This is a genomic window from Phyllobacterium ifriqiyense (assembly GCF_030817885.1).
In the GTDB taxonomy this organism is placed as follows: Bacteria; Pseudomonadota; Alphaproteobacteria; order Rhizobiales; family Rhizobiaceae; genus Phyllobacterium; species Phyllobacterium ifriqiyense.
Map to the genome: position 1 here is coordinate 1745780 of NZ_JAUSZT010000003.1, position 24671 is coordinate 1770450.

The 24671-nt window shown below is 54.7% G+C and carries 22 protein-coding genes and 1 pseudogene; 15 read left to right on the forward strand and 8 right to left on the reverse strand.

All coding sequences use genetic code 11. The features are described 5' to 3' along the window. Positions 1–40: 40 nt before the first annotated feature. From QFZ34_RS16155 to QFZ34_RS16165, 3 genes are read left to right on the forward strand one after another with little or no spacing between them, the layout of a single operon-like run. Complete coding sequence (locus QFZ34_RS16155; protein ID WP_307282826.1) at positions 41–1210, forward strand: glycosyltransferase family 4 protein; 1170 nt, start codon at positions 41–43, stop codon at positions 1208–1210. A gap of 2 nt (positions 1211–1212) precedes the next feature. Continuing rightward, complete coding sequence (locus QFZ34_RS16160; protein WP_307282830.1) at positions 1213–1959, forward strand: WecB/TagA/CpsF family glycosyltransferase; 747 nt, start codon at positions 1213–1215, stop codon at positions 1957–1959. Next, on the forward strand, positions 1956–2816 hold the full coding sequence (locus tag QFZ34_RS16165; protein ID WP_307282832.1) for a DUF6492 family protein: 861 nt from the start codon (positions 1956–1958) through the stop codon (positions 2814–2816). Before QFZ34_RS16160 ends, QFZ34_RS16165 begins: the two co-directional genes overlap by 4 nt. Here the strand turns inward: QFZ34_RS16165 and QFZ34_RS16170 are convergent. Next, positions 2813–4072 carry a lipopolysaccharide biosynthesis protein gene (locus tag QFZ34_RS16170; RefSeq protein ID WP_115051595.1) on the reverse strand — a complete coding sequence of 420 codons (1260 nt, stop codon included), beginning with the start codon at positions 4070–4072 and terminating at the stop codon, positions 2813–2815. The genes QFZ34_RS16165 and QFZ34_RS16170 overlap by 4 nt on opposite strands. Before the next feature lie 68 nt (positions 4073–4140). Between QFZ34_RS16170 and QFZ34_RS16175 the strand changes: the two genes are divergently transcribed. The 4 genes from QFZ34_RS16175 to QFZ34_RS16190 all read left to right on the forward strand — a co-directional run bounded on the left by QFZ34_RS16175 (position 4141) and on the right by QFZ34_RS16190 (position 7109). Continuing rightward, positions 4141–4293, forward strand: coding sequence for a hypothetical protein (locus tag QFZ34_RS16175; RefSeq protein WP_307282837.1), 153 nt, complete (start codon positions 4141–4143; stop codon positions 4291–4293). Positions 4294–4334: 41 nt separating this feature from the next. Further along, positions 4335–4538 carry a type II toxin-antitoxin system RelE/ParE family toxin gene (locus QFZ34_RS16180; protein WP_307286383.1) on the forward strand — a complete coding sequence of 68 codons (204 nt, stop codon included), beginning with the start codon at positions 4335–4337 and terminating at the stop codon, positions 4536–4538. Then, positions 4535–4813, forward strand: a complete 279-nt coding sequence (locus QFZ34_RS16185) for a helix-turn-helix domain-containing protein (RefSeq protein ID WP_307282839.1) — start codon at positions 4535–4537, stop codon at positions 4811–4813. The genes QFZ34_RS16180 and QFZ34_RS16185 overlap by 4 nt, the downstream gene beginning before the upstream one ends. A gap of 121 nt (positions 4814–4934) precedes the next feature. Then, positions 4935–7109, forward strand: a complete 2175-nt coding sequence (locus tag QFZ34_RS16190; protein WP_307282842.1) for a GumC family protein — start codon at positions 4935–4937, stop codon at positions 7107–7109. Positions 7110–7135: 26 nt separating this feature from the next. Here the strand turns inward: QFZ34_RS16190 and QFZ34_RS16195 are convergent, their stop codons facing one another. Next, complete coding sequence (locus QFZ34_RS16195; protein ID WP_307282845.1) at positions 7136–8389, reverse strand: sarcosine oxidase subunit beta family protein; 1254 nt, start codon at positions 8387–8389, stop codon at positions 7136–7138. Positions 8390–8589: 200 nt separating this feature from the next. Between QFZ34_RS16195 and folD the strand changes: the two genes are divergently transcribed. Continuing rightward, positions 8590–9489, forward strand: coding sequence for a bifunctional methylenetetrahydrofolate dehydrogenase/methenyltetrahydrofolate cyclohydrolase FolD (gene folD, locus QFZ34_RS16200; RefSeq protein WP_115051261.1), 900 nt, complete (start codon positions 8590–8592; stop codon positions 9487–9489). A gap of 38 nt (positions 9490–9527) precedes the next feature. Continuing rightward, entirely contained in the window at positions 9528–10490 is a 963-nt protein-coding gene (locus QFZ34_RS16205) for a GlxA family transcriptional regulator (protein ID WP_115051260.1), read from the forward strand. Positions 10491–10567: 77 nt separating this feature from the next. Here the strand turns inward: QFZ34_RS16205 and edd are convergent, their stop codons facing one another. From edd to zwf, 3 genes are all read right to left on the reverse strand, one after another. After that, entirely contained in the window at positions 10568–12394 is a 1827-nt protein-coding gene (edd, locus tag QFZ34_RS16210; protein WP_307282848.1) for a phosphogluconate dehydratase, read from the reverse strand. A 66-nt stretch (positions 12395–12460) separates the two neighbouring features. Then, positions 12461–13195 carry a 6-phosphogluconolactonase gene (pgl, locus tag QFZ34_RS16215; RefSeq protein ID WP_307282852.1) on the reverse strand — a complete coding sequence of 245 codons (735 nt, stop codon included), beginning with the start codon at positions 13193–13195 and terminating at the stop codon, positions 12461–12463. Next, the gene (gene zwf / locus QFZ34_RS16220) at positions 13177–14649 is read right to left on the reverse strand and encodes a glucose-6-phosphate dehydrogenase (RefSeq protein WP_115051257.1); all 1473 of its coding nucleotides are present in this window, start codon (positions 14647–14649) and stop codon (positions 13177–13179) included. The genes pgl and zwf overlap by 19 nt, the downstream gene beginning before the upstream one ends. A 170-nt stretch (positions 14650–14819) precedes the next feature. Between zwf and QFZ34_RS16225 the strand changes: the two genes are divergently transcribed. The 5 genes from QFZ34_RS16225 (at position 14820) to QFZ34_RS16245 (ending at position 21109) form a co-directional block, all read left to right on the forward strand. Further along, entirely contained in the window at positions 14820–16295 is a 1476-nt protein-coding gene (locus QFZ34_RS16225; protein ID WP_307282857.1) for an aldehyde dehydrogenase family protein, read from the forward strand. A 38-nt stretch (positions 16296–16333) separates the two neighbouring features. Continuing rightward, a complete protein-coding gene (locus QFZ34_RS16230) occupies positions 16334–17083 on the forward strand; it encodes an SDR family oxidoreductase (RefSeq protein WP_307282860.1) in 750 nt (249 codons plus the stop codon). A gap of 121 nt (positions 17084–17204) precedes the next feature. Continuing rightward, positions 17205–18047 (forward strand): oxidoreductase, encoded by an 843-nt coding sequence (locus QFZ34_RS16235; protein ID WP_115051254.1) that lies wholly within the window; start codon positions 17205–17207, stop codon positions 18045–18047. A 145-nt stretch (positions 18048–18192) separates the two neighbouring features. Continuing rightward, entirely contained in the window at positions 18193–19629 is a 1437-nt protein-coding gene (locus QFZ34_RS16240; protein ID WP_115051253.1) for a glutamine synthetase family protein, read from the forward strand. A 193-nt stretch (positions 19630–19822) separates the two neighbouring features. Next, positions 19823–21109, forward strand: a complete 1287-nt coding sequence (locus QFZ34_RS16245; protein ID WP_307282868.1) for an NAD(P)/FAD-dependent oxidoreductase — start codon at positions 19823–19825, stop codon at positions 21107–21109. A 23-nt stretch (positions 21110–21132) separates the two neighbouring features. Here QFZ34_RS16245 and QFZ34_RS16250 read toward each other — a convergent pair whose 3' ends face one another. Then, entirely contained in the window at positions 21133–22257 is a 1125-nt protein-coding gene (locus QFZ34_RS16250; protein WP_307282871.1) for a beta-ketoacyl-ACP synthase III, read from the reverse strand. 140 nt (positions 22258–22397) lie between these two features. Between QFZ34_RS16250 and QFZ34_RS16255 the strand changes: the two are divergent. After that, positions 22398–22721 (forward strand): annotated as a pseudogene (locus QFZ34_RS16255) (inorganic phosphate transporter); the annotation flags it as partial. Between the two features lie 297 nt (positions 22722–23018). Here QFZ34_RS16255 and QFZ34_RS16260 read toward each other — a convergent pair. After that, the gene (locus tag QFZ34_RS16260) at positions 23019–23252 is read right to left on the reverse strand and encodes an SMc00767 family acetate metabolism repressor (protein WP_115051250.1); all 234 of its coding nucleotides are present in this window, start codon (positions 23250–23252) and stop codon (positions 23019–23021) included. Positions 23253–23274: 22 nt separating this feature from the next. Continuing rightward, positions 23275–24564, reverse strand: coding sequence for an isocitrate lyase (gene aceA, locus QFZ34_RS16265; RefSeq protein WP_115051249.1), 1290 nt, complete (start codon positions 24562–24564; stop codon positions 23275–23277). Positions 24565–24671 lie beyond the last annotated feature (107 nt).

Below are 24671 nucleotides of genomic sequence, written 5' to 3' on the forward strand. Positions count from 1 at the left end.
AGAAGACACTTGTTCAATATTTCATTACGTTCGAGCCGCAATGCATGTAGTTTTCGTCACATCTATCGTCCCGGACGGTAAACCGGCCACCGGCTATGAAATAGCCAATAAGGCAATTATCGATGGGCTGAAGCGCGCTGGCGTAAAGGTCACGGTAATCGGCTTTGTCTGGCCGGGCAGCACGCCGCTTGATCCGGAAAATACAATATTGCTCGGCGAGGTGGATGTTAGAAACGATACGGCGAGCTTTAGCCGCAAATTGCGTTGGCTGGGCAAGGCCGTGCTCACAGGACTAACCGTATCCTCAGTAAAACTGCGCATCATTACCAGGGCAAAGTTTCGAGCCGCACTTGCTTCTGCGGAACCATTCGACGCCTATATATTGAATGGTGTGGCGCTTGCGGGTGCTTTCGAAGATTGTTTTACCGGCAAGCCGCAAATATTCATCGCCCATAATGTCGAGCACCGCTCCGCTCGCGAAAACGCAGAGGCCGCGACGAGCCCGATACAAAAATATCTGTTCGATCGCGAATCCCGGCTGTTGGCAGGATTGGAAAAGCGCCTTTGCGATAGTGCTGCATTCGTCTTTACATTGGCTGATGAAGACATAGCCGCATTGCAACTTGATACAACTGATCGTGCCGCCGCTTTGCCTTTGGTAACTGAAGCGGACCCGGCGAAAATGTCCAGCCGCACGATTGAACATGATTTGGGCCTGATAGGCACGTGGACATGGCAGCCCAATCGTATTGGCCTTGAATGGTTTCTGCGCGAAGTAGCGCCCCATCTGGACAATGATATTGGTATTACAGTTGCTGGCAGCATCCCGGCTGATCTCAAAGCGGCATGGCCAAAGGTAAATTTTGCTGGGCGCGTGCCGGACGCAACGGATTTTGTTCGCAGCTGCGCGGTGATTCCATTGATCAGCCGGGCGGGAACAGGCGTTCAGCTGAAAACGATCGAAACGTTTGAGCTGGGCTTACCGAGTGTCGCTACAGCGCTGTCTATACGGGGCATTGCCGATATACCGGACAACTGCGTGGTGGCGGACGATCCGGTAGTGTTCGCCAAGGCTGTCAGCCAAATGGTTCGCAAGGTACGGTCCGGCGAAGATATGATCCGCTCCGGTAAAGTTTTCCGGCAAGCGCAACAGGCCCGCTTTGATCGCCAGCTAAAGCTCGGCCTTGGCCGAATTGAAGCGGTGAAATGAGCATGAGCGCTTTACCCAGCCGCTCTATTCTCGGCGTGTCTGTTATTGCTTTGCCATGGCAGGAAGCGATTGATCTGCTGCGCCAGTGCATTGCCACGCATGATTTTACGCTCATCACTTGGCTCAATGCTCACAACGCCAATGTTGCACAAACAGATGCCGGATTTCGCGCAGCGCTGGATAGTTTTCTGGTTCTACCCGATGGCATCGGCGTAGATATCGCCGCAAAGATTCTGCATGGCTCACCGTTTCCCGCCAATTTGAATGGAACAGACTTTACGCCCGCTCTGTTGCAAGCCGAAATCAATCCGCTGCGCATCGGCCTGATTGGCGCAAGGCCGGATGTCGTTGAAAAAGCGGCGGGCAAGTTCCGGCAGATCGCTCCTCAGCACGAGATTCGCGTGATCAGCGACGGGTTTTTTAACGCGGCAGATGAACCGCGTATCCTGGAATCATTGAACGACTTCTCGCCGCATATTCTTCTTGTCGCGATGGGCGTTCCGCGCCAGGAAATATTCATGGCGCAAAAATTGACGGCACAGCATTGCACCGTGGCATTAGGCGTCGGCGCATTGTTCGATTTCATGGCGGGCGCCGTGCCTCGCGCTCCGCTGCTCATACAAAAAATGCGTTTTGAGTGGCTTTATCGTCTAGCCCAGGAACCGGGACGTTTGTGGCGCCGCTATGTTGTCGGCAACCCGCTTTTTCTGCTACGCGTCGTGCGAGCAAAATTAAGGGGTCGCAATTGAAGAACGCACTGGTTACCGCGAGTTATGCGCCGGATTTCCGGCGTTGCCAACTTCTATGCGAGACCATTGACCGTTTTGTGAGGGGCTATACCAAGCATTATATCCTGGTAGAGCACCGCGATATTGCTTTGTTCAAGCAGCTCGAAACGCCCAACCGCATCATCATCGATGAAAACGATCTTTTACCCGGCTGGATAAGGCCTTTTCCTGATCCCACGAATTTTGGCAGGCGCCGTATCTGGCTGTCGCCAAAAACCATGCCGTTGCGTGGCTGGCATATGCAGCAGTTGCGGCGCATCGCTATTGCCAAATATACAGATGATGATGCGCTGATCTACATTGATTCAGACGTGACTTTTCTCAAACCGTTTGACTGTGCTTCGTTCTGGCGCGGTAACACTATGCGGCTGTTCCGGCGCGATGGTGATCTGTTGCGGCCAGTCCCGGGCGATCAGCTCATCTGGTCGGAAAATTCGGGAAATCTGCTCGGCGTGACGCCGGTTAGTATTGCGGGGCATGATTACATTGGAACCCTCATTGCATGGCGGCGCGATGCGGTGATCGGCATGTGCAATCTCATAGAGAAGCGCAGCGGCAAGCACTGGGTGGCAGCTATTGGCCGCACACGCAAGTTTTCAGAATGCATGATCTATGGCCGCTATGTCGATGAAGTTTTGAATGCCAAGGGCCATTACCATGATGGCCGCGAATTCTGCCGGATTCATTGGTCGGCACCCGCGCCAACCGATGCCGAACTGGTGAAATTCGTTGAGGAAATGGCACCTTATCAGGTGGCAATCGGCATTCAGTCATTTCTTGGTGATGGCACCGATCGCATTCGCAAACTGTTCTTTTAGACGCGGCGCGCCGGTTTCTTGATCGCACTGTAGGTGAGCGCGGTAGAAGCGATATAGATCACTACGAACATTGCGTTGAGCCAGACAAGCCAGTCATTGACCTCAAGGAATGTCACCAAAAGCCAGGACAGCAGCCCCGCTTTGATAATACCGAGCACGGCAAGATTGACTGCCCTCAAACCCGATTGGCCGCGGGCATAGAGTATTTCCGCTTGGTATTCAACGAGATTGCGCAGGCCCGGTACGAGGATGACCAAGGGCAGCAGGGCAACCACTGATGCAACATTGTCGCCCAGGGCCCGTGGAAAAATATGCAGGAAAAGCGCTAGCGCGGCCAAGCCCAGAGTCGAGACCAGAAACACGCCCAGTTCCAACCCGCCACGGATTTTCATCGACTTGAGCATATCGGGCGTGCGCATCAGCTTTTGAACGAGCATCATATTGAAAGAGCGCACCGGCAGCGCGGTCAAATCAACGAGACGCATGATGATCGTGTACACACCGGCTGTCTGCGGTCCGCCAACAGCCAGAACCAGCAATTTGTCCAGTTCTGACTGAACATAGAACAATACTTCCGCGCCGGTGACCGCAAATGAGTCACTTAGCCTGCGGCGATAAAGTTTCGGCACCAGCCGCAACCGCACTCTCGGATAGAAAAACAGGATGGCAATGATCAGGGCAATGCCATTGGCGCCTGCATACCACCAGCTCCAGATGGCAAGATTGGCAATGCTGGAAAATGCAAATAATACCGCTGCACCGGCTCGTAATGCCGTGCCGATAATGACAAGCAGCGCTGCCCGGCCAAATCGGTTGAGGCCATTATTGACAATGACGACAACTTCCATGGAGCGCCAGAGCAGGGCCTCAGTGCCGACAATGACGGCAAAAGTTCCAAGCGCAAGATCGGCACCGAAAAATACCAGATGAGCCAGATAGGCAGCGAGTATGAAGATCGGTAGAGATATGATGACGGCCGCCAGAAACCCGCCCGTATATGCACCGATTAACTGCGGTTTCACCGTCGAGATACGGTAAAGCGGCGAGACAAAACCGAAAGAGACAAGGCGTGAAAGTACCACGCCGGTCGCCGATGCTGTGGCGAACAGTCCAAACTCTGCAATTGTCAGCGTGTTGGCCAGCGCGACAAAATAGGCCAGCGATATAACCAGCCGCCCCGCCGATCCGCTGATCACCGAGAAATAGTCGCGGATGAGCCCCGCATTGGCTTTCACGTGCCGAACGACCAATTTCATATCCTGCATAACAATGTTTCAATGATTTAGCGTAAAAGGCTTAACGGCTCGTATTGGAGCAATTGTAAATGGCGCTTGCGGAAGATAGCTTCTTATTTTCTCTGCATCATATTTCAAAATTATATCATATAGGCTATACTGAAATGGATTGGTCTGTTGAAATTCTAGGCTCGGCGGAAGCGGAGATGGATGCACTGCCTTCTGGTTGCAGGCGCGATTGACCCGCCTTATGGAGATGGTGGAATGTATAGGGCTCGAAGCCATGCGAGAGCCCCATGTAAAACATATTGATGGAAAGCTGTGGGAGCTTCGCGCCAAGGCACCGGAAGGAATAGCACGAGGGTTATACGTGGCTGTAACAGGCAGGCGAATTGTGATTTTGCATGTCTTTGTAAAAAAATCACAACGGACACCCCGAAATGCGTTGGCATTGGCCTATCGGCGGATGAATGAGGTGGAAACATGAAAACTCTCGGGAAACTGAAAGAAAAATACATGAATGATCCGGAATTCCGGAAGCATTACAAACAAGCAGATTTGGAATATTCGGTGATAGAGTTGCTTATTCGCAGCCGAACCCAGGCCAAAATGACTCAAGCAGAACTGGCCAAGCGCATGGCAACCACGCAGTCCGCAATTGCAAGGCTCGAAGGCGGGAGGGTCTCCCCCTCTATTGCAACTTTGCGACGATACGCTGAGGCCACGGGATTTGAGTTGCGTGTTGATATGACTCCCCTGTAAGCCGGAAGGTGCCATGACAATTAACGTTTTATTTTCCATAGAACTTTAGTGTGGATTAACCGTGGATCTCAGCATCCGCGATTGATCGCATTTGGGTTGAGATGTTGGAGTTCAGTTGCGGATGACTAGTCGCGAAAACGAGACGGTAAAGCGGCGCTCGCTGCTCTCGTTTGCCAGCGAGGAGGGCTTGGAGGCACAGCCATCGCCAGCTGGGCCTGCATCATCTGTGCGCAACGAGACCAATCTCGATCATTATCATAGAATGCGCAATTTACGCCTTGCCGCTGAGTCCGAATCTATCCAGCCGCCGCTCAATGATATCCCGGAAAATCTCAGTGATGAGGCAGCCGAGCAGGATGCCATAAACCGTATGCGCGCCGATATGGCGGCGATCAAGGCCGAGCTCAATCGCCGCGTTGATGCTGCCGAAAGCGAAGTTCGCATGCCCGAGGCGACCTATGACGACCTGCTGCCGAACAACAAGCCTGCGGACGTGCCTCGAGTCCCCATTCCCCCAATTACCGAGCCGGTAATTGAAGAGCCGGTGCCGTTTGAGAAGCCGGTATTTTCTCCTTTGCGGCGGCCGGAACCAGCCCGGTCAGAACCTCAAAATACCAGTTATCAGGATGATGAATGGCGGCCTCTGGTCGATCCGCGTATTGTCATAAACAGAGTTGGCCGGTCTAAATCATTAATTGTGGCGACGACGCTCATTGGGACTTTGCTGGGCGTCGGTTACGCCATGACCCTGCCCAAGCTGTATTCCTCCACGGTTGAATTGCTTGTTGACCCTCGTGACCTCAAAATCGTCGACAAGGAGATTTCGTCAACCCAACTTCCTCTCGACGCCTCGCTTGCCGTTGCTGAAAGTCAATTGCGTGTCATCCAGTCGAGCAGCGTGTTGACGAAAGTGATAGACCGGGCCGGTCTTGCCAAAGATCCGGAGTTTAATGGTGATCTGAAAGAGCGCGGGCTGGTTGCTACGATAAGGGAATTGTTTTCCACTGACAGCACGCCTGATGCCACGACACGAGAGACTCTGCTCCTTCGGAATCTTTATGAGCATTTGAACGTCGAGCGCAGCACCAAGAACTACATTTTCAACATCACGGTCGATTCACGCGATCCGGATAAATCCGCACTCATCGCCAATACCGTGTCGGAAGTCTTCCGTGAAGAGCAGGGCAATATTCAGTCCGATACGGCAAGACAGGCCACAGAGGCACTGACAGCCCGGCTGAATGACCTGCGGGCAGGGGTCGAAGAGGCTGAAAACGCCGTTCAAAAGTTCAAGGCTGAAAATGACCTCGTTGATGTTCAGGGACGGCTGATCAGCGACGACGAAATCACGCGCACCAATGATGAATTGACAGCCGCGCGCAACCAGACAATCCGGCTGAACGCGCAGGCAGCATCTATTCGCAGTACCTCTGTTGATGGTGTGCTTGGCAATACTCTGCCGGAAGAATTTCGCTCAGGCGTCATTGTCGCCCTGCGCTCGCAATATGGTGCGTTAAAGCAGCAGGCCGATGGCCTTGCCACCAAGCTTGGACCGCGCCACCCGCAACTCATTCAGGCGCAATCGCAAGTCAGTGGTATCCGCAGTGAAATCCGCAATGAATTGCAGCGCATCGCCTCATCGGTGCAAACGGAACTCAAGCGCTCTCAACAGCAAGAACAGGAGTTGATGACACGCCTGAACCAGTTAAAGGCGCGCACCGCCTCCAACAATCAGGAGATGGTCAAACTACGTGAACTCGAGCGCGAAGTTGCGGCCAAGCGTGCAGTCTATGAAGCGTTTCTCCTGCGTGCCAAGGAAACCGGTGAGCTTGAAGGCGTCAACACCACCAATATACGCGTGATTTCTCCTGCACGGCCTGCACTCGAAAGCACGGGCGGGTCGCGCAAGCTTGTGGCTGTCGCAGGTTTGCTCGGGGGGCTTTTCGCAGGCCTTGGTATCGCGATCCTGCTTGGCATGATTGAAAGTTTTCGTGCGGGAAATTCGCCAACGGAGCCTCGCCCAACAGGAAATGGCAGGCGAACCAAACCTTCGCCCAGCGATGAGGCTTCCTCGCCGGAGAAGTCGCGATTGGGTGCTGCCATTGAACGTGTGCATAGCAGCGGAACCTCATCCGAGCTTGAGGATGAAGTGGCAATCGCCGAGTTCCTTTATGCCTATGCCGACGCCCATATTGCCCCCCGTGAACACGACAATTCCAATATCGAAGAGATGTTGGACGAGATTGCAGCATTGCGCGAGATATTGCGTGAAGAAGCCGAGCGGCAGGCTTCTTAGGTAGTTCCAGCGTTTTCCGATCAGCTCTAATGCAGCCTTGGCGTGGGGCCTTGCCCCTTATCGTCTACGACATAGCCACGATAGAAGCGATCCAGCGTAAAGGGCGCGGAGAGAGGGTGCGGCTCATCCCGGGCAATTGTCCAGGCAAAACATTTGCCGGAAATCGGCGTTGCCTTGAAGCCGCCATAGCACCAGCCGGTGTTCAGATACATGCCAGGGAGTGGTCCCGTGGTAATGATGGGTGAGCCGTCCATGCTCATATCCATGATACCGCCCCACGAGCGCAGCAACTTGACCCGCGCCAGAGCCGGGATAAGCGCGACGAATTCGCTCATGACATCTTCAACAACCGGAAGATTGCCACGCTGCGCATAGGAATTGTAACCGTCAATGTCGCCGCCAAAAACCAGCCCGCCCTTGTCGGACTGACTGAAATAAAGATGCCCCCCGCCAAAAGTTGCAACCGTATCGACGACGGGCTTCAACGCTTCCGAAACAAATGCTTGCAGCACATGTGATTCAAGCGGCAAACGATCAATGCCTGCACGGCGCATGAGTTCACTCGTATTGCCCGCCACCGCACAGCCAACCTTTTTGGCATTGATCGGTCCGCGGGTCGTCATGACGCCGGTAACCTGATCACCGTCTTTCAGAAAACTGGTCACTTCGCAGTTCTCGATAATATCGACGCCAAGTTGATCGGCAGCCCGCGCATAGCCCCAAACCACGGCATCGTGCCGCGCCGTACCCGCGCTGCGCTGCATCAAGCCGCCAATAATGGGAAAGCGCGCCGAACTGCTGATATCGAGGCCCGGTATCAATTTCTTGATCTGGACCGGAGTCACCAGTTCTGCGTCGATACCGTTCAGCCGCATCTGGTTGCCGCGCCTTGCATAGACGTCGAGCTGCGGCAGGGAGTGAGCGAGATTAACCACACCGCGCTGCGAAAACATCACATTATAGTTGAGGTCATGGGACATGGTTTCCCACAGCTTCATCGACGCTTCATAGAAATGCTGATTTTCAGAAAGGAGGTAATTGGAGCGGATAGCGGTGGTGTTGCGGCCGATATTGCCCGATCCGAGCCAGCCTTTTTCCACCACGGCTATGTTGCGGATGCCATGTTCCTTTGCAAGATAATAGGCCGTCGCAAGTCCGTGGCCGCCCCCGATTATAACCACATCATAAGCAGGTTTCGGATCAGGTTTACGCCATGCAGGCTTCCAGTCCTTGTTGCCGTTAAGGGCATTTTTAAGCAGGCTGAAGGCTGAATAGCGCATTTGAATTCCCGGAATCGGTAAGGTGTTCACAATCATGCTTGGATTTGCTGCGTTAGCCAAGCCCTGCAACGTATCATCGCATTGCGGTTCTGTATCGCTTTCGCTATTGCGTCAGGGAACGCCGTTCTGACGGTATTGTTTGGGCGTAAAATCAAGAGAATGACGCTCAATCCGCGAAGTAAGAGTTTCAGGAGCAGCACATGGCAGTGACAATCAATGGCAAGGAGATTGCCGAGGATGTGGTTTCGAAGGTCAAGCTATCTGCCGCCAAGCTGATTGAGGGCACGGGTATCACACCGGGGATCGCCGTTGTCATCGTCGGCGAAGATCCTGCCAGTCAGGTTTATGTTGCATCCAAGGGCAAAAAGGCGCGCGAATGCGGGTTTCATTCCGAGCAACATACCTTGCCTGCGGAAACCTCCGAGGAAGACCTTGTTACGCTGGTAGAGAAGCTCAATGCTGATCCGCTGATCCACGGCATTCTGGTACAGCTCCCTTTGCCCAAGCACATTGATTCGGGCCGCATTATCCAGACGATATCGCCGGACAAGGACGTCGATGGTTTCCATTTTATCAATGTCGGAAAATTGGGCACCGGCGAACTCGACACTGCGTTTGTTCCCTGCACGCCTGCTGGCTCGATGCTGTTGATCGATCGGGTTCTCGGGCGCGATCTTTCCGGCTTGAATGCTGTGGTGGTTGGCCGCTCCAATATTGTTGGCAAGCCCATGTTCAATTTGCTTCTTGCACATAATGCGACAGTCACTATCGCCCATAGCAAAACGAAAGATCTGGCCGCACTCTGCCGCACAGCTGATATCCTGGTGGCCGCAGTGGGCAGGCCGCAAATGATCAAGGCCGATTGGGTAAAGCCCGGAGCGACGATCATTGACGTTGGCATCAATCGTATTCCAGCTCCTGAGCGAGGCGAAGGAAAGACACGGCTTGTGGGCGATGTGGATTTTGCCGATGCTGCGACGGTTGCTGCGGCGGTCACCCCGGTGCCCGGTGGCGTTGGTCCCATGACAATCGCCATGCTTATGGCAAATACGCTTGTCGCCGCCTATCGCTCGGCTGGAAAAACGCCGCCGCGCTTCTGATCCATTTGCTCAAATAGGGAATCTCGTTACAACACCGTATGGCCGAAACAATCAAGGTCGGCAGAACCTTCGCCTTTCTGCTCGTTGACAAATTTCCGATGTTCAGCCTTGCGGCTGCTATCGATACAATGCGCACGGCCAATCGCATGTCCGAAGAGACCTTTTATTCGTGGATCACTGTATCGGCGACCGGAGCAGCTGTAACTGCATCCAATGGTCTTCAGATCAATGTGGAATATGCGCTTGCTGATCTGCCCTCGGCCGACATATTTTTCATCTGTGCCGGATTGACGACCGAATTTGAAGACAAGCCGAAAGTCATCGCGACATTACGCAATCTTGGACGACGCGGCGCCTCATTGGGCGGTTTGAATATTGGCAGCTATATCCTTGCTGAGGCGGGCCAATTGGAAGGGCATCGTTGCACCATTCACTGGGAAAACCGGGCTGGTTTTCAGGAGCGTTTTCCGCAGATTGAATGCACGGGAAATGTCTTTGAGATTGACCGCAAGCGCTATACATGTGCAGGCGGCACAACATCGATCGATCTGATGCTGGAAATCATCAAGCAGGATTTCAGCCCGGCCCTTGCCAATGAGGTGGCCAACCAGTTTCATCATGAGCGTATTCGCTCTCAAACAGACCGACAGCGCATCGGCCCTGAGCGCGATCTCACCGGCAAATCGGAGAAATTGCGCAAGATCGTCGAGATCATGGCCGATAATCTGGAGCAGCCGAAATCTGCCGTGCGGTTGGCCAAGGCCGTTGGATTGTCCGTTCGTCAGGTAGAGCGGCTCTTCCTGCGTCATCTCAATATGACGCCTGGACGCTACTATATGAGCCTGCGCCTTGAGCGCGCGCGCGAGCTTTTGCGGCAAACCCACTCGCCCATTCTGGATGTAGCGCTGGCCACCGGCTTCACATCACATTCTTATTTTGCCCAAAGCTATCGCGCGCAATTCGGGCGCTCACCTTCCGACGAGCGCCGTACCAATTACTGATTTTTCGCCGGCCCGATTGTTTTGATATCGGTAAGTGCGAAACCAGCATCCTTGGTCAGGATAGGCACGTGCTGACCCTAAAGTCCAAACACCGATGCGCCTGCATCCGCGCGGCCTACGACATTGCGGAAGGAAGCAAAGAGTTCCCGTCCCATTCCATAGCTGTTATGGCTGATATCGACGACCGGCTCCGGACGCGCCGCCAGCACTGCCGGGTCTTCCAACACGTCAAGCGTGCCGATCTCAGCGTCTAGCCGCACAATGTCGCCATCGCGTATTTTGCCGATGATGCCGCCGTCCAGAGCCTCTGGCGTGACATGAATAGCGGCTGGCACCTTGCCCGATGCACCGGACATACGGCCATCAGTAACAAGCGCAACCATGTGACCGCGATCTTGCAATACGCCAAGGGCAGGGGTCAATTTATGCAGTTCCGGCATGCCATTGGCACGCGGACCCTGGAAACGCACAATGGCTACGAAATCGCGATTAAGTTTTCCGGCCTTGAAGGCATCCTGCAGCGCCGCCTGGCTGTCAAAGACCAAAGCCGGTGCTTCAATAATATGGCGGTCGGCTTTGACTGCGGAAGTTTTGATAACGGCAGTGCCAAGATTGCCCTTGAGCATCTTCAGTCCGCCAGTCACCTGAAACGGTTCTACGCAGGTCGAGAGCACTTTTTTGTCGGCGCTTTCGGCTGGCGTAGGATTGCGAACCACAGTACCGTTTTCGCCAAGCGCGGGTTCGATTGTATAAGCGCGCAAGCCATCGCTGCCGCCCCAGACTGTCTTGACATCCTCATGCAATAAGCCGCCATCAAGCAATTCGCGGATGATGTAGCCCATGCCGCCCGCCGCGTGGAAATGGTTTACATCGGCAAGACCATTCGGATAGACGCGTGCCAAGAGTGGCACCACATCGGAAAGGTCGGAAATGTCCTGCCATGTGAGTTTGATGCCAGCGGCGGCCGCCATTGCGACCAGATGCATCGTGTGGTTGGTTGAGCCGCCGGTTGCATGCAGACCGACAACGCCATTGACGATAGTACGCTCGTCGATCATTTCGCCGACAGGCGTGAATTCATTGCCGAGCGCGGTGATTGCAAGTGCGCGCTTGGCGGCTTCACGCGTCAGCGCATCACGCAAGGGCGTGCCCGGATTGATGAAAGATGAGCCGGGCATATGCAGGCCCATGATCTCCATCAGCATCTGGTTGGAATTTGCAGTGCCATAGAAGGTGCAGGTACCGGGACCATGATAAGATTTTGACTCCGATTCAAGCAATTCGTCGCGCCCGACCTTGCCTTCCGCGTAGAGCTGGCGTGTTTTGGCCTTCTCATCATTCGGTAGTCCAGTGGTCATGGGGCCCGCAGGTATGAACACGGCTGGCAAATGACCGAAAGTCAGCGCACCGATGACCAGACCCGGAACAATCTTGTCGCAAACACCAAGATAGACCGCCGCGTCGAACATATCATGCGATAGGCCGATGGCTGTCGCCATGGCGATGACATCGCGGGAGAACAGCGACAATTCCATGCCGGGCTGGCCCTGTGTCACGCCATCGCACATGGCAGGCACGCCGCCCGCAACCTGCGCCACGCCGCCTGCTTCCTTTGCTGCCTGCTTGATCAGGTTCGGATAAGTCTCGAATGGCTGATGCGCGGAAAGCATATCATTATACGAAGTGATAATGCCTAAGTTTGGCACCACATCGCCCGCAAGCGCCGCCTTGTCGGAAGGGCTGCATGCGGCAAAACCATGGGCGAGATTGGCGCAGGCAAGAGCGGAGCGCTTTGGCTTGCGCGATGCGGCCTCACGCAAATGATCGAGATACACATCACGCGTTGGCTTTGACTGTTCGCGGATGCGATTTGTAATGCTTTTCACCCGTTGCATGACGGTCATGTGTTCTCTCCTTGTAGCGTCTGCCGGTGAGTTTGGGAGCCTCCCGGCGATCACGCATCCGGGCGTTTACGGCGCCCAGAAAATCTCAAGATCAATCGGCTGAGAGGATAGCACGGCGCGGATAGGCATGTCCTCGACCTCACCCTCGCCAAGTGCTGCTTCCAGCGTGGTCATCTTGCCGGCACCTTCAATGTGCAACGCGATGAAACGCGCGGCTATGATGACAGGCAGTGTCAGCGTTAATCTCGGCTCGCCTGCATTTTCTGCGGACATTGGCAAAACCAAAGCTTTCTCATCTTTGGAAATTGCTGCTTTCAAATTGTCGCCGCCGGGAAAAAATGACGCCGTATGGCCATCACCGCCCATGCCAAGCACTACCACATCGAAAGGTTGTCCGAGCCTGGCAATTTCAGCGGCCGCCATTTTCGCGCCTTGATGCGCGTCAACAGCTTCGTGATACAGCCCGACAAAATTTGCGCCAGCTGCCGCATTTTGCAAAAGCGCTTCGCGCACCAGACGTTCGTTCGAGCGCTCGCTGGTGGGCGGCACAAAGCGCTCGTCCACCAACGTTATCGTGATCGTGTTCCACGGTAAATCCTTGAGCGATAAAGCCTTGAAAAAGCGGGCAGGTGTCGTCCCGCCAGAGACAGCCAGCACGGCCTTGCCATTTGCCTCGCAGCCCGCCAGCAGGTGGCCCGCAACAGTCGTTGCCAAAGCCTCGGCCAGAGCGTCGCCATTCTCAAAACTGTTCAATCGTTCGTCTGTCGCCATGGAATTGCGCCCTATTCCGGCTCGTGCCATGTGCGGCCATCACGCTCAATAAGTGCAATAGCGGATGAGGGGCCCCATGTTCCGGCGGTATAGCCAGAAGGCACCTGCTCGGTCTCGGCCCAGGCTTTGAGAATAGGGTCGATCCAGCGCCAGGCCGCAACCACTTCGTCACGGCGCATGAACAATGTCTGATTGCCGCGAACAACATCCATCAGCAGCCGCTCATATGCGTCAGGGCTGCGAACCTTGAACGATTCGGCAAAACTCATATCCAGCGGAACGTGACGCAGGCGCATGCCGCCCGGACCCGGATCCTTGATCATCATCCACTGCTTCACGCCTTCATCCGGCTGCAGGCGGATGACGAGTTGGTTGGCAACAATGCGTCCGGCTGTCTCGCCAAAAATGGAATGAGGAATTGGCTTGAACGAAACGACGATCTCCGATGCGCGCGCGCCGAGACGCTTGCCGGTGCGAAGGTAGAACGGCACACCAGCCCAGCGCCAATTGGCAATTTCCGCTTTGATGGCGACAAATGTTTCCGTGCTGCTTGGAGAGCCAAGTTCGTCGAGATAGCCTTTGACGGCGCCGCCCGATGAAGCACCGGCACGGTATTGGCCGCGTACGGTCAGTTCTTCGGCGTTTTTCGAGGTGATGGGGCTCAGCGAGCGCAGCACTTTCAGCTTTTCATCGCGAACGGCATCGGCATCCATGGATGCGGGCGGTTCCATTGCGACAAGACACAGGAGCTGCATGATGTGGTTCTGCACCATGTCGCGCAGCGCACCGGCCTTGTCATAGTAACCGGCACGGCCTTCAAGACCCACCTGCTCGGCAACAGTGATCTGAACGTGATCAATATGGGCGGAATTCCATAGCGGCTCGTAAAACGCATTGGCAAAGCGCAGCGCCATGAGGTTCTGCACGGTTTCCTTGCCGAGATAATGATCGATACGGAAGATTTGCTGTTCGCTGAACACATGGCCGATTGTGTCATTGAGCGCGATGGCGCTATCGAGGTCGCGGCCGATAGGCTTTTCAACGATGATGCGCGTGTGGTCGGTAACGAGCTTGTAGCTCTTCAAACGGCTGGCGATATCACCGAAAAGCGAAGGGCTGACCGCGAGGTAGAAAGCGCGGATGCGCTTGGAGTCATTGCCGATTTCGTTCTTCAGCTCTTCCCATCCGGCATCCGAGGTCGCGTCAACCGCGACATAGCTGATGCGCTGGAGAAATTGCTCCACCTGCGCTTTGTCATATTCATCAGCCTTGACGAATTCCTTGATCGCAGCCTGGGCAAACTTGCGATAATCCTCAGTCGACATGGCTGAACGTGACGCACCGATAATACGGGTTGGTTCGGAAAGCTGGCCATCCCGCTGGCGCTGATAAAGCGCCGGGATCAGCTTGCGTTCGGCAAGATCGCCGGTTCCGCCAAAAACAATGCAATCAAATGGTTCAACCGGGATAATCTGACTTGTCATGAATAGAGTCTCGCTATGCCTGAATTGCGCAACACAAAGTGTAGCTCCGAAGCGCATGGTTTCTATAATCTAATCGATTTAAAATGACCAGTCCTTTAGCGCAAACTGCGTCAAATTGCATTTCCAATCCGCTGAAGTTCCGGTACGACTATCACGAACGGGAAACAGCCATGTTACAGAATCTCTCGCGAATTATCGCACAGGATAAGAATTTCCTGAACATCATCAATGGCAGACGTGTCGGCGCAGTCACGGGAAAAACCATAGCTGTGGCATGCCCTTCGGACGGGTCGGATTTCGCCACTATCCCCGCTTGCGACGCAACCGATGTGGATCGCGCTGTCAGCGCGGCCCGGCTGGCTTTTGAAGAGGGAGCCTGGTCGCATATGCCTGCCTTTGAGCGCGGGCGCTTGCTGACGCGTCTTGGGCAGCTCGTAGAAGAACATGGTGATGAACTCGCTGCCCTTGAGGCGCGCGATACCGGAAAACCGATAAGACAGGGCAAGGCTGACGTTGCTGCAACGATACGCTATTACGAGTTTTATGGCGGTGCAGCCGACAAGATTCACGGCGATACGATACCTTTTTTGGATGGCTACACGGCCCTGACATTACGCGAGCCGCACGGCGTTGTTGCCGGTATCACCCCATGGAACTATCCGATGCAAATCATGGCGCGCGTTGTTGGCGCAGCGCTTGCCATGGGCAATACGCTGGTGATCAAACCCGCCGAAGATGCCTCGCTATCCACCATCCGCATCGGCGAACTCGCCATTGAAGCGGGGTTTCCAGACGGCGTGCTCAATATCATCACCGGGTTTGGGGGTGAAGCAGGAGCGGCCTTGTCCGCCCATCCCGGCGTTGATTACGTCACTTTTACCGGCTCACCCGTGACTGGCACTGCGATCCAGCAGGCGGCGGCCACCAATAATCGCGGTGTAACGATGGAGCTTGGTGGTAAATCACCGCAAATTGTTTTCGCCGATGCCGATATTGGCAAGGCCCTTCCGGTCCTCGTCAATGCCATCATTCAGAATGGCGGCCAGACGTGCTCGGCAGGAAGCCGCATTCTCATTGAGCATTCTATATATAATGAAGTGGCGGGAGAGTTGGCGGCAAGGTTCAACAATCTTGTCGCCGGGCCACATGACGCGGATCTCGACCTTGGACCCATGATCAATGCAGCGCAAAAGCGCCGCGTGGAAAATTATATAACAGCCGCTGCCGAAGCCGGGATTGAGGTCGTGGCGCGCGGCTCAATCCATGTGGATGCGCCTCTCTCCGGTTTCTACGTCGCGCCGGTTCTGTTCGGTGCGGTCGATCCGGCGGCAGTTCTGGCGCAAGAAGAGGTATTCGGCCCCGTACTTTCGCTTTTTTCCTTCAATGATGAGGAGGAAGCAATTCGCCTCGCCAACAGCACTGAATATGGGCTTGTCGCGGGGGTCTGGACCAGTGACGGTGCGCGTCAGCATCGTGTGGCCAAGCGCGTGCGTGCAGGGCAAGTCTACGTCAATTCCTATGGCGCTGGCGGTGGCGTGGAGCTGCCTTTCGGCGGTTTCAAGCGTTCCGGCCATGGCCGCGAAAAGGGATTTGAGGCGCTTTACGATATGTCTGCAACCAAGACGATCGTTTTCCGCCACGATTGAATCCCATAAAACAAATCACAGTAGATGGAGGATAGAACATGGCCCGATTGGCAGGCAAAACAGCGATCATTACCGGTGCGGCATCAGGATTTGGCGAGGCAATGGCGCGCCGTTTTGCCGAGGAGGGCGCCAATGTCGTTGTTGCTGATTTAAATCTTGTCGGAGCGGAGGCCGTCGCTCAATCCATCGGTGAAAACGCTCTTGCCGTGCATACGGATGTGACGCGCAAGGAAGAAATTGACGCCATGGTGCAGACCACCATGGACAAGTTCGGTCGCATTGACATCATGGTCAATAATGCCGGTTATTCCCACCGAAACGGGTCCATGCTTGGCGTAGATGAAGATACATATGATCTCATCGCCGCGATCAACATGAAGGCCATTTATTATACCGCTCTTGCTGTTGTGCCGATCATGGAGCGACAGGGCAGTGGATCGATCATCACGACAGCTTCGACTGCTGGCTTGCGCCCGCGTCCGGGTCTAACCTGGTACAATGCCTCAAAAGGCTGGGCCATCAGCGTTACAAAATCCATGGCCGTCGAGCTTGGCCCGAAGAATATTCGCGTCAATTGCCTCTGTCCTGCGGCAGGCGAAACACCCATGCTCGGGCTGTTTCTCGGTGAGGATACGCCAGAACGCCGGGCGCAATTCAAGGCCACCATTCCTCTCGGCCGTCTGTCTGTACCTCTCGATGTTGCCAATGCAGCGCTCTATCTGGCTTCCGACGAAGCCCAGTTCATCACAGGCGTTGCGCTCGAGGTCGACGGCGGGCGTTGCATATAAAAGTGGGGTTTACCCTTGAATCAATGAGATAGGGGTCTACATCTTTGATGTATTCCCCCTTTAATAAGCGCTGCCCGGCCAAGCTGCCGCTCTGGCGTTATGCTTTTTCAAGGATATCATCATGACATCGAAACCTGTCTGGTTCATCACTGGTTGTTCAACCGGCTTTGGCCGCGAGCTCGCCCAATATACATTGTCGCTCGGTTATCCGACTGTTGTCACCGCCCGCAACCCCGCGCAGGTCGAAGATATCGCCAAGGGTCACGAAGACAATGCTCTTGTCCTGAAGCTTGATGTCACCAAGCCGGAAGAAGTCGCCGCTGCGGTCAAGGCTGCCGAAGCGCGCTTCGGACGCATAGATGTGTTGGTGAACAATGCGGGCATCGGCTATTTTGGCTCTCTCGAAGAAAGCGATCTGGCCGAAGCGCGCAAGATGTTCGACATCAATATCTGGGGTCTTATGGACATGACCCGCGCTGCTCTGCCGGGCATGCGCAAGCAACGCTCCGGCACCGTGGTCAATATCTCCTCGATTGGCGGATTAAGGGGCTTTCCGGCGGTCGGTTTTTATAATGCGACAAAGTTTGCTGTCGAGGGATTGTCGGAGGCGCTCTCCAAGGAAGTCGCGCATCTTGGCATCAAGGTGCTGATCGTAGAGCCGAGCGGATTCCGCACCGATTGGGCCGGTCGTTCTGCCAATGAAGCGTCGGAAACCATCGAAGATTATCGCCCCTCTGCCGGGGAGCGTATGCGCCAGATCAGGGAAGCGAGCGGCAATCAGCCGGGCGATCCGGTGAAAGCCGTGCAGGCAATCGTCAAGGCGGTTGAGGCGAACGATCCGCCGCTGCGTCTGTTGCTTGGCAAGATCGCCCTTGATGGCGCTCGCGAAAAAATCACGGAAATGCAACGCGATTTCGATGCTTGGGCTGAAGTGAGCATAGGCGCGGACGCGCCAAAGCAATAGTTAGAAGGGCCACGCGCGTATTTCGGACGAGATATTCGCGTGGCCGCATCCTTCACGAGTTTGCTAAAACAATTTTCGGGCCCAGCCTCCCATCGGCCTATTTTATGCGCTATCATCCTGTCACCGAAACTAATCCTGGTGATTGATGCCTTCCGAAACTCCCGAAAAGAAATCCGCGCGAACCTCAGCGAAGCGGCCGCGTACGCCTGCCTATGTCAAAGCCACACGCGGAGTAAAAAACTGGCGTGAAGCTGCCGAATGGCTGGCCTGGCGGGATATCGAAGACATAGAATGCATCACGCCCGATCAAGCTGGCGTGGCGCGGGGCAAGATGATGCCCTCGAAGAAATTCACTTCAAACACATCGCTTGCACTGCCATCGGCTGTTTTCATGGCGACGATTTCCGGTTCTTATCCGGAAGATGGCCATGGGTTCGCCTATCCTGAAGATGATGGCGATCTCAAACTGATGCCAGACCTTTCCACCCTGTCAGAGGTGCCATGGGAAAGCGACCCTACTGCTCAGGTCATTTGTGATCTGGTAAACAAGGATGGGCATGCGGTCGAGTTTACGCCGCGCAACGTATTGAAGCGCGTGGTGGCGGCATATCACAAGAAGGGGCTGAAGCCCGTCGTTGCGCCTGAAATCGAATTTTATCTCGTCAAGAAAAACCCCGATCCTGACTATCCGCTGACACCGCCAGTTGGCAGGTCGGGCCGCGCTATCGGCGGTGGACAGGGCTATTCAATTGCGGGCGTCAATGAATTCGACGAACTGATCGATGACATCTACCATTTCTCCGAGAGCCAGGGCCTTGAGATCGATACATTGATCCATGAAGAAGGTGCAGCGCAGCTGGAAATCAACCTGCGTCATGGCGATCCGGTCGAACTTGCCGATCAGGTTTTCCTGTTCAAGCGCACGATCAGAGAAGCGGCGCTGAAGCACGATATGTATGCGACTTTCATGGCCAAGCCCATTCAGGGACAACCGGGGTCTGCCATGCATATCCACCAGTCCATCGTCGACAAGAAGACCGGACGCAATGTCTTCTCCAATCCGGATGGCACGGAAAGCGAAGCATTCAGGCATTTCATCGGTGGTATGCAGAAGCACGTTCCGGCTTCGCTGGTCATGTTTGCTCCCTATGTGAATTCCTATCGCCGCCTGACACCGGCTGCTTCGGCACCGGTCAACGTCAAATGGGGCTATGACAATCGCACCACGGCATTCCGTGTGCCGCGCTCCGACCCGGCGGCGCGTCGCGTGGAAAATCGTATTCCGTCCTCCGATGCCAATCCCTATCTGGCGCTGGCAGCATCGCTTGCTTGCGGGTTGCTCGGTATGAACAACCGGATTGAGCCCGATGCACCCGCTTCCACGACGGTTAATGACAATTTGATCGAGTTGCCTCGCGGATTGATCGAGGCCACCTTGCTGTTCGAGCAGGACAAGGATTTGATTGCCATGCTGGGTGAGTCTTTCGCGATCACCTATGCCGCCATCAAACGTGCAGAGTTCGAAACCTTCATGGAGGTTATCAGTCCTTGGGAACGTGAATTTCTGCTGCTGAACGTTTGAGTTTGGCAGCAGCATCTTCGTGCGTGGTTCGCCATTCGACAAGCTCGGGAGGGGCCACCATGAGGGAAGTGATTGATTGCGGTGCTGAAACTGTTCGGCAATTAACTTGCAGGGCAATACCTTCCTCATGGTGAGCTCCGTCGAACCACGCACGGCGTTTTTGCCTCAAGAGTGAACAAGATTGCATCAATATATGGCTTACCAGTCTCCCATCTCGCCCGGTATATCGTGGTACGAAACGACGATTTCTGATCGTACGGAATATCCACCTCTGGATGGCTCTCGCACGGCTGACGTTGTGATTATTGGCGGCGGATTCACCGGCCTGTCGGCAGCCGTGCATCTGGCGTCTTCAGGTGTTGATGTTGTACTGCTGGAAGCGTTCCGGTTTGGCGACGGGGCGTCGGGGCGTAATGGCGGCCAGCTTGGTACGGGTCAGCGTGCATGGGCGGAAGAGCTCGAGGCTCAATATGGTTTTGAACGCGCCAAAGCCCTGTTCGAGCTTGCCGAAGAGGCAAAGAGCCATTTGCTGGAATTTGCTGAAACCCATCAGATCGATATTGAATATGTGCCCGGCCAGATGTCCGTTGTGCACAAGAAGCGTTACCTCAAGAGCTACCGCGAACATGCGGAGCTTATGACGACACGATTCAATTATCCGCATATTCACTATATGGAAGCCGATGAGACTGCCGAACGGCTGGGCTCCAACCGCTATTTCGGCGGCCTTTACGACAAAGGAACCGGGCATATCCAGCCGATGAAACTTGTTGTCGGCACCGCCAGCGCAGCGGCAAGGGCAGGCGCTCATCTCTATGAGAACACCAAGGTTACCGGCATTAAATCCGAGAACGGCAAGGTGCGTGTCACCACTGCGACCGGTACCGTCACTGCGGCAAAGGCCTTGATCGCGGTCAATGCCTATGGCGGTAACCTTGAACCCATCAGCGCGTCGCATGTCATGCCGATACGCTCCTTCATAGGCGCAACAGTGCCATTGGGTGACGATAGCCCGGTGCTGCCGGGTGGCGAAAGCGTGGACGATTCGCGCTTCGTCGTACGTTATTTCCGCCGCTCAAAAGATGGACGCCTGCTGTTCGGCGGTCGGGAGGCCTATACTGCCGATAACCCGCTCGATATCAGCACTCATATTCGTCGGCAGATTGCCGAGATTTATCCAGCCCTTGCCAATGTGGAGATGACTCAAGCCTGGGGCGGATCGGTTGGAATCACCATGCCACGCCAGCCTTTTGTGCGGGAGGTCATGCCCAATGTGATTTCCGCCGGCGGTTATTCGGGCCATGGCGTCATGCTGTCCAATTTCGTCGGCAAGCTCTATGCGGAAACTGTTGCTGGCAATCGCGACCGGCTGAAGCTTCTCGAAGACCTCAAAGTCCCGGCATTTCCGGGTGGGCGAACATTCCGTTCGCCCATGCTGTTTCTGGCGCTCAGCTGGTACGCTCTGGTGGACCGGATTTAACGTGCTTTTGCAACAAGAGTAGCCTAAATCTTCCGCACAATCACGCTGCCCACGGAATAGCCCGCTCCAAATGAGCAGATAACGCCAAGGCTTCCCGGCGCAAGGTCATCGGAATATTTCGAAAATGCGATGATCGAGCCTGCCGATGATGTATTGGCGTAATCCTGCAAGATATTGGGCTGTTCGCCAGGTTCCGGCTCACGGCCAAGCACTTTCACCCCGATCAAATCGTTCATTCCCTTATTTGCCTGATGCAACCACAGGCGTGAAAGATGCGCAGGCGCGATATTCTCATCGGCGAGATGTGTCAGGATAAGATCGGAAACAATAGGCACGACCTGTTTGAAAACCTTGCGGCCCTCCTGCTTGAAAAGCATATCGCGGCGATCGCTCATGTGACCTTCGCGTGTACGGCGCAGAAAGCCATTATTGTTGCGGATATTGTTGGAGAACTGCGTCAGACAGCGCGTTGAGACGATCTCAAAACGATCTTCTGCGGTGGCCAGATCGTCGCGTTCGAGCAATACTGCCGTACAAACATCGCCAAAGATAAAATGGCAGTCACGATCGCGCCATTCGAGATGCGCCGAGCAAATTTCCGGATTGACCATGAGAATTGCGCGAGCGGAGCCGGAGCGGATCATGTCGGCGGCCGCCTGAATACCGAATGTTGCCGATGAGCAAGCCACATTCATGTCGAAACCGAAGCCTTCAATACCAAGGGCCTGCTGCACTTCGATGGCGATCGCCGGATAGGCGCGTTCATGGTTCGACGCCGCGCAAATGACGGCGTCAATTTCCGATGCTTCACGCCCGGCCTTTTTTAAAGCCAGAGTGGCAGCATGGACGGCCATTTGCGCCATGACGGAAAGATCTTCATCGCTGCGTTCGGGCAGGACGGGATGCATGATGTCGGGATCCAGAATGCCCGATTTATTGAGCACATACCGATTTTCAATGCCCGAGGCGCGGACAATGAAATCTTCGTTTGACATAGTCATCGCATCGCGCGTGCCAGCAGCGATTTCGCCCGCATACAGCTCGTTTTGCCGCGTTGCATAAGTGTTGAACGCCTCAACAAGTTCGGCATTGCTGATGGACTGGTCCGGCGTGAAAACGCCTGTACCGCTGATGACGACTTTATGCATGGGCGTTTCCAGAGTTTTTCTTCTTCAAAAAGCGATAGAGCAAATGAGACCCATTGTCATTAAAGCTTCATGCCATTGTCCTAGTGATTTGTCATTTCGATGAGGAATTTTCATGATGACGATGACCCGATACAACCAACATGGGAATGGGCGTTGATCACCCATTGGCAAAGCCCGGAAAGCTCGGAAATTTGCCCAATTATGCCGTGGTTGCCATTTTCATTGGCGGCATGTTCTACGTGGGCTGGTCGCTGACGCAGGATCTGACGAGCTCTGTCGCTGTGCCATGGATACTTTTGGGGTTGGCGCTGGTCACAGCATTGGGCTTTGAGTTCGTCAACGGCTTCCACGACACTGCCAATGCCGTCGCGACAGTCATCTATACAAACTCGCTTCCCGCCGAGATTGCCGTCATCTGGTCCGACTTCTTCAATTTTCTCGGCGTTCTCACGGCAAGTGGCGCGGAGATCCGAGGATCCACACATTGATAGCGCCGTTCCTGTTCTTAGGGTTCGCGGGTCAAGCCAGAGAATGACGGGCGAGGTGAGGCGTTTTGGAAACCGTTAAAACAAAACCGCCCGCAATTTCTCGCGGGCGGTTCTGCGCTGCCGTGCTGGTCCCCAGACCGAAACCAGAGAAGGCCACAGCAGAGCAATTCCAGGAAAAGTGGGAACCGGTTTTCCGTCCGGAATTGCGTAGACAAAGCTTATTTCCAGGAAAAGTGGGAACCGGTTTACCGATCAGAATTACGGTCCTGATCTTTACTGCCGGGTTACAACGACGGGGATCAAAAGGTCTCCCCAGTTTCCATCGCCGCCATGATGACGGGCAGAGCGGACCAGCTCGACCGAAACCCCGGCATCAACCGCCTTCATGACAGACTGGTTGAGGCGATGGAGATCATTGGCAACCATACGAATAACAGCCTGCTGGTCTGTATTCATGGAGGAAGCCTGTTCCTCAGCCCGTTCTTTTACGCGTGAAATGGAAGCCATGATCGTTCTCCTCTTGTTATCTCTATTCGGCAGCCGGGCGGAATTGCGCGGTTTCCGTTGATTCCTTCATTGCGGTTGTTGAAGACTGGCCACCTGTGATCGCCAGTGAAACCGCATCAAAATAGCCTGTGCCAACTTCGCGTTGGTGTTTGGTGGCGGTGTAGCCATTTGCCTCAGCGGCAAACTCAGCCTCTTGCAATTCCGAATAGGCGGACATCTGCCGGTCCTTGTAGCCACGTGCCAGTTCAAACATGCCGAAGTTCAGCTGATGGAAGCCGGCCAGCGTAATAAACTGGAATTTATAGCCCATCGCACCGAGTTCGCGCTGGAATTTGGCAATTGTTGCTTCATCCAGATGCTTCTTCCAGTTGAAGGAAGGTGAACAATTATAGGCCAGTAGCTTGCCCGGATGTTCCTTGTGCACACCTTCGGCAAAGCGTCGTGCTTGTTCCAGATCAGGCTTGGATGTCTCGCACCAGATAAGATCCGCATGTGGTGCATAGGCGACAGCACGGGCAATGCAGGAGTCGAGGCCATTCTTGACCTGATAAAAGCCTTCTGTTGTCCGCCCCGCATCATAATCAACGAAAGGCTGATCGCGCTCGTCAATATCTGAAGTCAGCAGCTTTGCAGCTTCCGCATCCGTGCGGGCAATAACCAGTGTTGGCGTACCCATCACGTCCGCAGCCAGACGCGCTGCATTGAGATTGCGAATATGCGCTGCTGTCGGGATCAGAACCTTGCCGCCAAGATGGCCGCACTTCTTTTCCGAAGCGAGCTGATCTTCATAGTGAACGCCAGCCGCGCCTGCCTCGATAAAGGCTTTCATGATCTCAAAAGCATTCAGGGGGCCACCAAAACCTGCTTCCGCATCGGCGATGATCGGCGCAAACCATGTATCGACCGAAAGACCTTTGCCCTCAGCGGTTTCGATTTGATCGGCACGCTGCAACGTCTTGTTGATGCGCTTTGCCAGTTCGGGAGCCGCATTCGCCGGATAAAGCGACTGGTCCGGATACATGGATGAGGCTGTATTTGCATCTGCGGCAACCTGCCAGCCCGAGAGATAGATCGCCTTCAGCCCGGCGCGAACCATCTGCATGGCCTGATTGCCGGAGAGCGCGCCAAGCGCATTGACGAAATCCTCCTCGTGAATGAGTTTCCACAACCGGTTCGCGCCGTTTTCCGCCAGCGTGTGCTTTATCTGAACCGAACCGCGCAGCCGCTTGACGTCTTCAGCGGTATATGGACGCTCAATATTGTCAAAGCGGCCAGCTGGCGCATTCGGTACAAGGTTGTAAAAATCAGTCATTGTCGTCTCCAAAAATAGATGTAAACACTCACGGCGACCAGAAGCAAGATAGCCGCTTCTGTTTGACTAAATTTACATTGCACTGCGATGAAAGCGAGAAATATCGC